Consider the following 11,388-nt stretch of genomic DNA (forward strand, 5'->3'; position numbering starts at 1 on the left):
GTAACCCTCAGCACCACCGGCAGGCCCCCTCCATCAACACCGTGGAGGGGGCCTCCGGCTTCTATGGAAGTTCTCAGCCTCCACTCAGACCTTCGCCCGCCAGCTACGTGGATCACTCCGTTGAAGGCAAGGTGGCGACCTCCGACATTTGATTGCCGTTACCCCCTCTCAGCAAATTCCGGACAACGGGCACACAACGAGGGCAGCCGGGCTCGGACCACAACACCTCAACCGGTCCAACGGCACCGACGCGCAACATCCGCGGGTGCCGCCCGCGCAAAAACCCGAGACCACCGCATCGCCGCGATTGACGCGCATTTCCACCCGGAATCGCACATCGAGCGAACAGTTGCCATTCGGAGCCAGCCCCATACGACCGGCGACCACCTCGGTCGCATCCGACCGCCGAATGATCTTGAAGCACGCCTAACTACCGCAATTCACCAGCTAGTTCACCTTTCTCACGACCTGGCTAGCCGCCGATGCGGTATTGAATGCAACTTTTCAAAAATACAAATTTGTAAAGTTACTCTCAGGTAGCTTCAGCCTCGTCGGGGATCGGATCGATCTAGAGGAGAAGCAATGCAAGCTGCAGCCCGTCCCTATCTCGCCGCTGGCGTCGCGCTCGTCGGAGCCAGTGCCATCGCGATAAGTCCGGTCGCTCCGCCGATGCCGGACATCACGATTCCGGCGGTGTCATCGGCCGAGGTGGGCCTGTCGGCAGCAACCGATCCGATTCAGGCCTATGCGGACCTGTTCGCGAACACCATCGCCAACGTCTCGACCCTGATCGGCAACGAAGTCACCGATCCCGCGCCTGTCCTGCTGCAGGTGATCACCAATCAGCTCAGCACCGCGGGTTCGCTCTTCATCGCCTTGGAGGGCTCCGCCACCGCGCTGGGCAACGCGCTGGACCCGTCGAACCCGTGGAGCATTCCGTCCTTGCTGCAGGCCTCTCTGACCGATCTCCTCGCGGGCAACATCGACAGTGCGGTGGCCAACCTCTGGAGCGCATTCCTCACCCCTGTCGCCGGCGCCGCTCTTCCGTTGCTCGAGCCCGCCATCAACGCCATCAGACAGCCGGTGCAGAACCTGGCCAATGTGCTGAGCAATCCGGCGATCGTGGCATTGCCCGCCCTCGGGTTGATCAACGTGGTCTACCGGACGATCACCGTGGCGGGAAACGTCGGCCAGGAGATCGTCGACTCTGCCCGGGCGGGCGATCCGCTCGGCGTCGTCAACGCGATGCTCAGCAGTCCTGCCGTCATCGCGGATGCGTTCCTCAACGGCGACGAGCTCGGCGGCGGCGTTTTCGGCCCCAGTCTCGGCCTGCTGTCGACTCTGCGGCAGGCCCGCGACATGATCGCTGCCGCCATCACTCCCCCGCCCGTGGAGACCGCCCGCTCGGCAGCGGACGCGACCCTGAAGTCTGCGGCGAAGGTCGTGACGCTGGACGTCACCCCGAAGGTCGCCGCTGTTTCGCCGGCACCGTCCGCCGTTTCGGTTGCGCCGGCACCGTCCACCGAAACCGCTTCTGCTGCAGATGCTTCCGCTGCTGCGGACACATCGGCCGGCGCCACCACCCCGGTGGTGAAGGACAGCCTCAAGGCCGAGCCCGGAAAGACCCTCTCCACCAAGCGCTCACCTGCCGCCAAACAGGTCCGCGACGGGATTCAGGGATCGGTCAAGAACGTGACGGACGGACTGAAGAAGGCGGCCGAAGGGCTCAGCGGCAAGAGCGCGAAGGCAGGCAAGCACGCCGCAGGCAAGTCCGGCGGTGCGTCAACATCGTCAGGATCGAGCGCAGGTTCAAGCGACGCAGGCTGATTCACCACCACCCAGTGGGCCTCCTCGCACGAGGGGCCCACTGGGCGCGTTCTAGCGCCCCTTTGTCCAGCTGCCCGCGTCGCCGACGATGCCCACCGGCACGGCGCCGGTCAGGCTGACGTTCTCGACACTCGGCCCGGCCGCGACGATCGTCGTGTCCTGCAGGATCGGCAGAACCGTCGACATGCTCCACAGCCGAGGCTCGACGGCCTGGATCACCTCGGCGATGTTCTGCGAACCATCCAGCGCCCCATCGATTCTCGGTTGGATGCTGTGGTCACAGATCCCGGTGATATTGCTGGGCGCCTGCACCAGGGCACCCGAGTCAGGAGCCGGGATCGGCTGGGTCGATGTCGGTGTCGGTGTCGTGGCCGGTGCCGGCGAGGCGCTGGTGGGCGGCTTCGTCGACGGCGTCGGAGCGACGCCGGGAACAGCCGTCGAGACAGCCGTGGCTTCCAATGCGCGGCAGCCATAACGTGAGGCGAGGCTGGTTGCCAGGTCTCCCCCGGCCTGATGCCAGCCGACGACCGCGTCGATCCGGTTGTTGGTCAGCGCATCACCGTAGAGCGCAACAGGGTCCAGTGCCAGCACTGAGGCATCGATGCCGACGTTGCGGAGTTGATCGGCGGCGGTATTGGCCACGGCGACCGAGGTCGGATCGTTGGACGCCACACCCAGCACCAACGTCAACGGAGCGCCGTCCTTGGTGATGTGCTGCCTACCGTTGTCAGGTGCCGGCGGCTCGCCGGGTGCGGGCGGCTCGGCCACCGGCTCGATCTGGTAGCCCGCGCCGCGCAACAGATCCAGCGCGGCCTCCCGCGACATCGCCGGGGGCGCCGTGGGTACGTAACCGGGATCCGACGGAGAACGCACCTGTGCCTGCGCCAGCGTCACGGTGTTGTCGTCACCCGCACCCACCGACGCCAGCAGGTCGACGTCGATCAAGCCGAGGATCGCCTTGCGCACCTGAGCTTGCTCCAGGGTCGGCTGCCCGCCGCGCAGGGTCAACTGCATCACTCGCGGCGTCACGATTCTGGCAGTGCGGACATCCGGGATCGCGCTCAACTGCGCGAAAGTGGCCGCGCCACCGTGCACCTGGGCGACCTGGGTGTCGCCGTTGCGGATGGAGTCAGCAAGCGCGGCCGGTGCGCCACCCCGCCGGAACAGCACCAGATCGGGCTTGGCCGGCACGCTCCAGTACCGATCGTTGCGGGCCAGCAGGATCTCGTCACGTTGCGGGTCAATGCTTTCCACCCGGAACTGGCCTCCGGTGACCGGCATCGCGCGGGCCAGACCGGCGCCGAAGCCACCGGGAATGTCCTTGACGATGTGGGCCGGGAGGATGTCGTTGAACAGCTCCTGCCACGCCGGATAGGGCTGGGAGAAGGTCACCACCGCCTGCTTGCCACCCTCGACCGATTGCACACCCGTGATCAGGTCATAGCCGGCGGGGTCGACAACGCCTGGCTGGCTGACCATTTGGCGCCACAGGTACCAGTAGTCGTCGGCGGCGATCGGCGCGTTGTCGGTCCACTGCGCCTCGGGACGGATCTTGTAAGTGACCGTGAAGGGATTCTCACTGGTCACTTCGGCCGATTCGAGCAGGGTCGGATCGAGTTCCCAACGCGATCCGGTCGGCGACTTCGGGTCGGGCACCGGCCGGAACGAACTGGGCAGCACCATCGACGCGACCGCCGCGTTCACCGGGGACTGGTCCGACAGCAGATGCGGGTTGAACCCCGGGCCGATCGAGTCGATGGCCATGATGATCTGCGTCGCCTTCATCGGGGGCGGCGCCGTCGTCTCGGTGGTCTCGGTGCTCTGCGGGGCAGGCGGCGGGCTCACCGTACAAGCGCTGAACAGGAGCGCAGGCACCGAAACGAGCGCCCCGATCGTCAGACGGACGCGGCGGAGGGGTGTCGGCACGCTAATCAGAGTATCGAGCCTCCCGCGCCGCCACCGCCGCGCACCGGAACTGCGCGACGCACGGCCCTGCAGCTACGCAAGCCGCTTGGATCGATCCAAGTCCTTCAAGGTGCAACAAACAAATGCCAACCAGCAATTTCGGGGTTGAACTGCGCATATGCCTGCCCTCCTCCAGGTCGTCGGCAGCGAACTGAACGACAGCGGCGCTTTTTGCATCTATCTCAGTTGATTCTCAGATACCGTCCGCCGTCAGCCGGAGTGACCGGCATCAAGACCAAGTCGAAACCCACGGCGAAGGGCAGGCAAGGGCATCGAGACGGCGCTCAGATCGGGATTTCGGTGGAACTCACGATCTGGACGCAGAGTCGAAGGCCTGGACGCAGAGTCGACGATCAGAACGCGAAACTAGCCGCGCGCCTTGGCCCGCGCCTTCGCCCGGGCACGCAGCGAGGCCGTCAGCTCCACCTTGCGCACGCGCACGACCTCGGGGGTCACCTCGACGCACTCGTCCTCGGCACAGAACTCCATGGCCTGCTCGAGACCCAGGTCCAGCGGCCGCGCGAGCGTCTCCATGACGTCGGCGGTCGAGGACCGCATGTTCGTCAGCTTCTTCTCGCGGGTGATGTTGATGTCGAGGTCCTCGGCACGCGGGTTGATGCCCACGACCTGGCCCTCGTAGGTGTCCTCGCCCGGCTCGACGAAGAACTGGCCGCGGTCAGACAGCTGGATCATCGCGAACGGGGTGATCGAGCCGGACCGGTCCGAAACCAGCGAGCCGGTGTGGCGGGCCCGGATCTCCCCGGCCCACGGCCGGTAGCCCTCGAACACCGCATTGGCGATGCCGGTGCCGCGGGTCTCGGTGAGGAAGTCGGTGCGGAAGCCGATCAGCCCGCGGCTGGGCACCACGAAGTCCATCCGCACCCACCCGGCGGCGTGGTTGGTCATCTGTTCCATCCGGCCCTTGCGGTTGGCCATCAGCTGGGTGATGGAACCGACGAACTCCTCCGGGCAGTCGATGGTCAGCTCTTCGAATGGCTCGTGCAGCTTGCCGTCGATGTTCTTGGTGACCACCTGCGGCTTGCCGACGGTCAGTTCGAAGCCCTCGCGGCGCATCTGCTCGACCAGGATGGCCAGCGCCAGCTCACCGCGGCCCTGCACCTCCCAGGCGTCGGGGCGGCCGATGTCGACCACGCGGATCGACACATTGCCGACCAACTCCGAGTCGAGCCGGTTCTTGACCATCCGGGCGGTCAGCTTGTGCCCGGACACCCGGCCGGCCAGCGGCGAGGTGTTGGTGCCGATGGTGACCGAGATGGCGGGCTCGTCGACCGTGATGCGCGGGAGGGCGTGCGCGTGCTCGGTATCGGCCAGGGTGTCGCCGATCATGATCTCGGGGATGCCCGCGACGGCGACGATATCGCCGGCGACGGCCTCTTCCGTCGGGGTGCGGTCGACGCCCTCGGTGGCCAGCAACTCGGTGATCTTGGCGTTGGTGATCACCGGAGCCCCGTCGACCTCACGCATCCAGGCGACCTGCTGGCCCTTCTTGAGCCGGCCGTTGTAGATGCGGATCAGCGCGAGGCGGCCCAGGAAGGCCGACGCGTCCAGGTTGGTGACGAGCGCCTGCAGCGGCGCCTCGGGGTCGCCCGAGGGCGCCGGGATGTGCTCCATCAGCACGTCGAACAGCGGGTCCAGGTTCTCGCCGTCAGGGTTCTCGCCGTTGGGGGGCTGCGTGGTGGAGGCGATACCGGCACGTCCCGACGCGTACAGCGTCGGCAGGTCCAGCGCCTTCTCGGCAGCAGCCTGGGCCTCGTCGTCAAGATCGGAGGCGACGTCGAGCAGCAGGTCGTGGCTTTCCTCGACCACCTCGGAGATACGTGCGTCGGGCCGGTCGGTCTTGTTGACGACCAGGATCACGGGAAGGTGCGCGGCCAGGGCCTTGCGCAGCACGAACCGGGTCTGCGGCAGCGGGCCTTCCGAGGCGTCCACCAGCAGAACTACGCCGTCGACCATGGACAGGCCACGCTCCACCTCGCCACCGAAATCGGCGTGACCAGGGGTGTCGATGACGTTGATCACCGTCATGGTGCCGTCGGCGTGATGCCGGTGCACCGCGGTGTTCTTGGCCAGGATGGTGATGCCCTTTTCCTTCTCAAGGTCACCGGAGTCCATCAAGCGCTCGACCGCGTCGTCGCCGCGGTGCGTCAAGGCACCGGACTGCCGCAGCATCGCGTCGACTAGGGTCGTCTTGCCGTGGTCGACGTGGGCGACGATGGCGACATTGCGAAAGCTCGGGCGTGAATCCACACCGACATTCTCGCAGGCACGCCGGTCGATCACGAAAACGAGAGAGCCCCGTCACGTTGAAGTCCGCAAAGATCGCCGGTCTGAAGCCCAAGAAAAAGTGCTGCAAGAGCAAGCCACGCTGCAAACGATGCCCCCTCGTATTGCACAAGGTGCGCAAGGCCGAACTCAACGGATTGCGCGGTAAAGAACTGGACAAGGTCTTCAAACGGGCCAGGAAAACCTAAGGTTCGCGAGTACCGTTTCAGGTATCCGTCACGTTGCGATGGGCGTGCTTGGAGGTACCGGGATGACGGTTTATGAAGCGCTCACGGTCGCTTTGATCATGGTGCTCGCGCTGGGAACCACGGTCGCGATCTACGTGGGCATGGCCAACTGGATCGGCGCCTGCTACATGGTCCGGTGCAGCGAATGCCACCACCTCACCTTCGCGTCGGCGAACCAGCCGCAGGCCTCCTGCGCGCATTGCCGCCACCCGATGCTGCTGCACCCGCTGTACGCGACGCAGCACCCGGGCCACGCCGTGCGGGTCGTCGACGACCGGCTGCGGTACTAGCCCTCGCCCGTACCCGTGTAGTGCGGCATCGCGTGGTCCCGGAGCTCGCGCCCGGTGACCTTCTCGGCCCGTATGCGCACGAAGTGGTCGCGCCGCCCCTCCGCCCACGGCTGCACGAACGTCCCCGCGACCGCCACCTGCTCGTCCACGTCGGTGATCGGCTCGGCATGCCCGACGATGGTCACGCTCCAACCCGTCCGTAGATCGGCGTCGAGCTCGTCAGCCTGGAACGCCACCACCTGATGGTCGATGGCGGCGGTCAGCTTGGGCCCGCCGGCCACCCGGATCACCACGTCGTCGTGCCACACCCGGAAGTTGACCGGCTGTACGGCCGGCAGCGCATCCTCGGTGAACACCAATCGTCCGACGCGGACCCGCTCCAACAGATCCAGGCACTGCCTGCGGGTGAGAACGCCGAGCTCTTGTCCCTTCATGGTCAACCTCCCTGTACGAGTTGCAGAGTTCCCACCGGGGTGGAGCGCCAGTGGCCGACGCTGATGTCGACCAGCCGGGCAACGGCACGTTCGATGCCGCGGGCGAGTTCGTCGACGTCGGGGGCCGTGTCGTAATCGCCGATGACGCCGAAGACCAGGCGGTCGGCGTAGCTCATGATGGCGATACCGGTACGCAGCTGAAGGGCGAGCGGCGGGATCGGAAGAAGTCGCACGATCTCGCGGCCCATGACGCGCAACCGGTTTCGCGGGCCGGGCACGTTCGTGGCGACGGTGACGACGCCACGTTGCGGCAGCCGGGTCAGCGCCCGCACCGTCCAGGCGGTGAGCGGGAACGGGATCGCGTTCGCCGCCGACACCAGGATGTTGCCCGCCTCGCGCTGTCCGCTGGCCTTGGCCCTGGACAGCCGCGCGTGCACGGTGCGCAGCTGCTGCACGGGATCGGCCTTGTCGACCGGAAGGTACGGCAACATCACCGAGACTCGATTGTCGGTCCGGTCGTGGGCATCCCCGGACCGCACCGACACCGGCACCAGGGTGCGCAGCGCGTCACGCCTCGGCTTCTCTCCGCGGCGAATGAGTGTGTTGCGGAAACTGTCGGTGATCGCCGCCAGTGCAACATCATTGACCGTCACGCCGAATTCCCGGCACACCGAGTCGACGTCATCCAACGACACTTCTCCGGTGGCGTAGCGCCGCATGCTGGTCACCGGGCCCGTCAGCGAGGTCCCCGCCGCCGGACGCAGCAGACCGTTAACGATGCCGAACGCCCCGTGGACGGCCTGCATCGCGGCGACGGGCAGCCCACTTGAGATCCGCCACGCCTTGCCGATCCAGTCGACAGGGCTGAAAACAGCTGTCCCCCTGGCAGCTTGACGTCCTCCACCCTCGCCGGTCACGTCACCGTCGTCGCACAGCCGGCTCAACAGTCGAGTCGCGGCGATCCCGTCGGCGATGCAGTGGTGGACCTTCAGCAGGATGGCCCACCTGCCGTTCTCCAGGCCGTCGACGATCCAGCACTCCCACAACGGCCGGTCCCGGTCGAGACGGCGTTCCATGACGTCGGCGGCCCACCGGTGCAGCGCCGCATCGTCACCGGGCTGAGGCAGCGCGGCATGGCGAATATGGTGTGCGGCATCGAAGTTGGTGTCTTCCACCCACTGCGGCGCACCGAGGTCGAGCGGCTGCGTGTGCAGCAGTTGGCGTAGGCGGGGCGCGGTCGACACACGCTCGGACAATGCGGCTGTGACGGCCTCCGGGCTGGGCATCGGCCCGTCCAGCACGGCGATGGCTCCGATCGCCAGGCTCGCGTGGCGATCGGAGTCCTCGGCTTCGAGGAACCCCGCGTCGAGTGCGGTCAACTGCTCCATACCTGCAATCCTCCGCCTGCTGTCCATCCCCGGGCAGGGTCAAAGGTCCCTAGTTCCGCTGACTACCGGCGCTCACCAGCCCCGACGCTGCGGCCGTGACCCGACCAGCTCTGATTTCTCGGCGACGTCGCGGCCGCGATAGACGATGTAGGGCCGGAACAGGTAGCCGATCGGCGCGCTGAACACGTGCACCAGCCGGGTGAACGGCCACAGGCAGAACAGCACCAGCGCGATCATCACGTGGATGTGGAAGTACACCGGCGCCTGGACCATCAGGTCGCCGCGGGGCTGCAGGATCCAGATCGACCGGAACCACGGCGACACGGTCTCGCGATAGTCGTGCTCGGCGCCCTCCGGGGTGGCTCCGATCGCCGTGCAGGCGAAGCCGGCCACCATCGCGGCCACCAGAACCACATACATCGTCTTGTCGTTGACGGTGGTGGCCATGAAAACCGGGCCGGTCACGCGGCGGCGGTAGATCAGCAGCGCGATCCCGACCAGTGCCGCGATACCGGCGATACCGCCGAGGATCACCGCCTGCAGGTGGTACACGTGGTCGCTCATCACCAGGTCCATCCACGATTCGGGGATGAACAGGCCGATGACATGTCCGATGAACACCACGAGCATGCCGAAGTGGAACATCGGGCTGGCGATCCGCAGCAGCCGCGACTCGTAGAGCTGTGACGAGCGCGTGGTCCAGCCGAACTTGTCGTACCGGTACCTCCACCAGGTGCCGACGGCCACCATCGCCAGCGTCACATACGGCACCACGTCCCAGAAGATCTCCCAGCCCGACATCACGGCACCTCCTGCACACGTCGGGGCGGAACGGTCAGCTGAAACGGCTGCAGTCCCACGGATTCCGCGGGCGGCCCGGACACCATCAGTCGCGACACGTCGTCGACGGAGGCCAGAGACGGCAGGGTGGCGTCCACCGCTGCCACGACGGGCGCATACGGCGACCTCTGCTCGGCCAGCGCGCGGGCCACCACACCGATCGGCACCCGGTACTTGGCGAGCAGCCGCCGCCCCGCGGCCGGGTCGACGGTGGCCGCGAACTCGAGCACCACCGGAAGATGATCGGGTGCTTCGCCTTTCGGGATCTCGACGCCTGCGGCCCGGTAGGTCTGGGTGAATTCGACCATGTCCGCGCCGCGGTTCCGGGTATCACCGGACGTCCAGTAGGTCAGGAGCATGGTGCACCGCTTGTGCAGGTCGAAGGTCTCGACATACTCCTGTGCCAGCTCCATGGTGGGCCGAAGGCTCAGCCCGACGACGGTTTCGCCGAGCAGCGCCCTGGCCTCACCGGTGACGTGGTCCAGCAGACGTGCCGCGGTCTGCAGCCGGTCGGCATGGCCGTCGTCCGGGTAGGCCAGCATCAACGACGCCGCCTGCCACACCAGGCGGTCCTGCATCGTGTTGTCACGGTTTCGGTTGCGACGCTTCATCACTGACCACCACCCGGGAACATGCCGGACGGAACGCCCCTGCCGTCCCAGTTGAGCAGGTTGACCCGCGACGGCCGCTCGGCGTTGGCGGCCATGCCGCCGCTGGTCTGCCGGTGTTGCAGCGCGTGGAAGGTCTCCACCGCCACCGGTACCGGACCGCCGCTGGCCTCGCCGAACGGACCCGACTCGTACATTCCCGGCCCGCCCTCGAAGGACAGTGAACAGCCGGGTTCCTCGGCCCCGGGTATCGATTCCGAGCTGTACGCGGTCGGAATGACGTAGCGCTCCTCGTATTTCGCCAACGCCAGCAGCCGGTACATCTCGTACATGTGTTCCTCGGTCATGCCGACCGCGGCCGGAATGTGCGGCTGGGTCTCACGCCCGAGATTGATGTCGCGCATGTAGGACCGCATCGCCGCGAGACGCCGGAGCACCCCTTCGACCACCGCGGTGTCCCCCGCGGTGAACAATCCGGCCAGGTACTCGATCGGGATGCGCAGGGCTTCCAGCGCACCGAAGAGATTGCCCACGTCCTCGCCGTCGTGCCCGTCGCGGCTGACCGCGTCGACCACCGGTGACAACGGCGGGATGTACCAGACCATCGGCACCGTCCGGAACTCCGGATGCAGCGGCAGCGCAACGCCATAGGTGTGGATGAGCTTGTACACCGGCGAGCGTTGGGCGGCCTCGATCCACTCGTCGGAGATGCCCTCGGCCCGGGCGCCGGCGATCACCTCGGGGTCGGTCGGGTCGAGCAGGATCTGCCGCTGCGCCTCGTAGAGATCCTTGTCGTCGGGGACCGACGCGGCCTCCAGTACGCGGTCGACGTCGTAGAACACCAGACCGAGATAACGCAACCGGCCCACGCAGGTCTCCGAGCACACGGTAGGCAGCCCGACCTCGATGCGCGGGTAACACAACGTGCACTTCTCCGCTTTGCCGGTCTTGTGGTTGAAATACACCTTCTTGTAAGGGCATCCGGACACGCACATGCGCCACCCGCGGCACTTGTCCTGATCGACCAGCACGATGCCGTCCTCGGACCGCTTGTACATCGCGCCCGACGGGCAGGATGCCACACACGCCGGGTTGAGGCAGTGCTCGCAGATCCGGGGCAGATAGAACATGAAGGTCTGCTCGAGTTCGAGCTTGATCTGCTCACTGACCTGCTTGAGGACCGGGTCGCCGGGCACGATCTCCGGTGAACCGGCAAGGTCGTCGTCCCAGTTCGCCGACCACGAAACCTTCATGGGCTTACCGGTGATCAGGCTGCGCGGCGGTGCGGTGGGAATGTGTTCACCCAGCGGCGCCGAGGTCAGGTTCTCGTAGTCGTAGGTCCACGGCTCGTAGTAGTCCTCGATGGACGGCAGCTTCGGGTTCGCGAAGATCCTGGCAAGCTTGGCCAACCGGCCGCCGTCGCGCAGCCTCAGCCGGCCGCGGCGGTCCAGCTTCCACCCGCCACGCCACTTCTCCTGATCCTGGTAGGTACGCGGATAGCCCTG

General features: G+C 66.6%; 9 protein-coding genes. 2 read left to right on the top strand and 7 right to left on the bottom strand.

Translation table 11 applies throughout. From position 1 onward, the window contains the following. Positions 1 to 582: 582 nt before the first annotated feature. A complete protein-coding gene (locus TX88_RS20945; protein ID WP_044519836.1) occupies positions 583 to 1,827 on the top strand; it encodes a hypothetical protein in 1,245 nt (414 codons plus the stop codon). A gap of 51 nt (positions 1,828 to 1,878) precedes the next feature. Here TX88_RS20945 and TX88_RS20950 read toward each other — a convergent pair whose 3' ends face one another. Both TX88_RS20950 and typA read right to left on the bottom strand, forming a co-directional pair. Continuing rightward, positions 1,879 to 3,759: an ABC transporter family substrate-binding protein gene (locus TX88_RS20950; RefSeq protein WP_110918117.1), complete on the bottom strand. Its 1,881-nt coding sequence runs from the start codon at positions 3,757 to 3,759 to the stop codon at positions 1,879 to 1,881. Between the two features lie 399 nt (positions 3,760 to 4,158). Beyond that, entirely contained in the window at positions 4,159 to 6,060 is a 1,902-nt protein-coding gene (gene typA, locus TX88_RS20955; protein ID WP_044521496.1) for a translational GTPase TypA, read from the bottom strand. Positions 6,061 to 6,346: 286 nt separating this feature from the next. Between typA and TX88_RS20960 the strand changes: the two genes are divergently transcribed. After that, on the top strand, positions 6,347 to 6,613 hold the full coding sequence (locus TX88_RS20960) for a hypothetical protein (RefSeq protein WP_044519838.1): 267 nt from the start codon (positions 6,347 to 6,349) through the stop codon (positions 6,611 to 6,613). Here TX88_RS20960 and TX88_RS20965 read toward each other — a convergent pair. The 5 genes from TX88_RS20965 to narH all read right to left on the bottom strand — a co-directional run. Continuing rightward, positions 6,610 to 7,047, bottom strand: coding sequence for a pyridoxamine 5'-phosphate oxidase family protein (locus TX88_RS20965; protein ID WP_044519840.1), 438 nt, complete (start codon positions 7,045 to 7,047; stop codon positions 6,610 to 6,612). The genes TX88_RS20960 and TX88_RS20965 overlap by 4 nt on opposite strands. A gap of 2 nt (positions 7,048 to 7,049) precedes the next feature. Then, the gene (locus tag TX88_RS20970; RefSeq protein WP_044519841.1) at positions 7,050 to 8,435 is read right to left on the bottom strand and encodes a WS/DGAT/MGAT family O-acyltransferase; all 1,386 of its coding nucleotides are present in this window, start codon (positions 8,433 to 8,435) and stop codon (positions 7,050 to 7,052) included. A 72-nt stretch (positions 8,436 to 8,507) separates the two neighbouring features. After that, a complete protein-coding gene (narI, locus tag TX88_RS20975; protein WP_044519842.1) occupies positions 8,508 to 9,236 on the bottom strand; it encodes a respiratory nitrate reductase subunit gamma in 729 nt (242 codons plus the stop codon). Further along, positions 9,236 to 9,886, bottom strand: a complete 651-nt coding sequence (gene narJ, locus TX88_RS20980; protein ID WP_209447080.1) for a nitrate reductase molybdenum cofactor assembly chaperone — start codon at positions 9,884 to 9,886, stop codon at positions 9,236 to 9,238. The genes narI and narJ overlap by 1 nt, the downstream gene beginning before the upstream one ends. Further along, the coding region (narH, locus tag TX88_RS20985) for a nitrate reductase subunit beta (protein WP_044519844.1) at positions 9,886 to 11,388 on the bottom strand (1,503 nt) is incomplete at its 5' end. The genes narH and narJ, both read right to left, overlap by 1 nt.

Origin of the sequence: Mycolicibacterium septicum DSM 44393, assembly GCF_000455325.1 — a bacterium.
GTDB lineage: Bacteria > Actinomycetota > Actinomycetes > Mycobacteriales > Mycobacteriaceae > Mycobacterium > Mycobacterium septicum.